Consider the following 1,550-nt stretch of genomic DNA (forward strand, 5'->3'; position numbering starts at 1 on the left):
GACCCTCTGCTTAGAAGGCAGATGCTCTAATCCAACTGAGCTACAATCTCGTATTTATTCACTTTATCAAAATTGCATTTTTTTTGCAACACTCAATCTGCCGCATTTTTCTAAAATTATTGCAATTTTTGTTTTTTTCTGCAAAAAAAACACTTACAGCCGATACTATTTATTTTTTATTATCGGAACTGAACCAAGATCAAGGAGAAGACTATAAGCGTTCGAAAGTGAACTGCTATCAAATGCGACTCCGACTGAAAAAAACTGAACATAATAAGTATCGCTCGCAGAAGCCGAATCATTATGCTTATAATCATCATCACTTTCCGACGGCTGTACATTCTCGTCTGAATCTGTATCTTGTTCATCAAAAAAATCAAATGATTTTCCATTGCTTCTCGAAGGAATGATAAAATCTATGTCATCATATGAAACTGAGGTTCCAAAACTACCCGAAGTTCCAGAAAAATATTTCCAGCCCTCTGAAGAGTCATAATCAACAAAAACTGTAGAATCATTGACAAAAGCCCTTAAACGGCCAGAAAACTTTACACATGCACGAAATTGTTCAAAACTCGAAACATCCTCTCCATTAGCTCCGTAATTTTCATTTCCAGTATAAGTTTTTACCCGAAAAGCGACATTTAACCTATCTTTTAGAATAGAAGCAGGAACAAACACCGACTGAGAAACAGTTTTGTTAGTCTTAAAAGAACGTGCGCCCAAAACCTGATACTGATAAGTATCAACCATTCTTGTAGCCGCCGCTGTCGAATTACTGCTCGTGTTTACCGAGAGAATTGAATTTCGCTGGGAGATTAAATCGCTGGAATTATTGTAAATTTTATAATAAATTTCAGTTCCAGAAAAAGAATCGGGCTGGTCGGTTTCATTCACCCTAAAAGAAGCGTACCATTTCAAATAATCATCGCCACTGTAAAGCGGGCTATTGATTAGAGATGTCGGAGCATTTACTGTTATTACATCTTCAAGTCCGCAGGAAACAAAAAAAGTTTCCGTAAAGGCAAGAATACACATAATAAATATTTTACTTGCCATAGGGAAACTTTTCATAATAAAAAAACTATTTTATATTTATCAAGTTACAAATTATTCTGCTTTTGTTAAATTAATTGCAATAATCCGGTCTTTTGCAAGATTTGCCCATCTTGAACCAGAATGAATTGCTTCAATTTTTTCATAAGCTTCAACAGCGTTTTCCAAATCACCTTTAGCTTCGTTCACGCGACCGAGGCTAAAATATGCATGGTCGATAAGATAAAAATTTTTCGAAGAAATCGCCTTTTCATAACAAGAAATGGCGTCTTCCAAATCATTCAAGTTTTCAGAACAAATTGCCGCATTGTAATAACAAAGAGGAGCCGTATAAGTCGATTTTTTTGCCGCAGCAGCCTTTAACCAGGCGCTGCGGCTTGCATCATAATTTTTCTGTTCAAAAAGAATCTCAGCCTTTAGCATATTTGCCCTTACACCTACAATTCCACCTTTCGAAGCAAGAGTTTCAAGTTCAGCAAGTGCAGTCTCCTGCC

2 protein-coding genes are annotated in these 1,550 nt (G+C 36.4%); both read right to left on the minus strand.

Features of this window, described 5'->3' with window-relative positions:
- Positions 1-165: 165 nt before the first annotated feature.
- The gene (locus B3Y13_RS08685) at positions 166-1,059 is read right to left on the minus strand and encodes a hypothetical protein (protein ID WP_296693992.1); all 894 of its coding nucleotides are present in this window, start codon (positions 1,057-1,059) and stop codon (positions 166-168) included.
- A 51-nt stretch (positions 1,060-1,110) separates the two neighbouring features.
- Positions 1,111-1,479, minus strand: coding sequence for a tetratricopeptide repeat protein (locus tag B3Y13_RS08690; RefSeq protein WP_296693994.1), 369 nt, complete (start codon positions 1,477-1,479; stop codon positions 1,111-1,113).
- Between the last annotated feature and the right edge of the window lie 71 nt (positions 1,480-1,550).

This window comes from Treponema sp. UBA7567 (assembly GCF_002476655.1).
Taxonomy (GTDB): Bacteria; Spirochaetota; Spirochaetia; order Treponematales; family Treponemataceae; genus Treponema_D.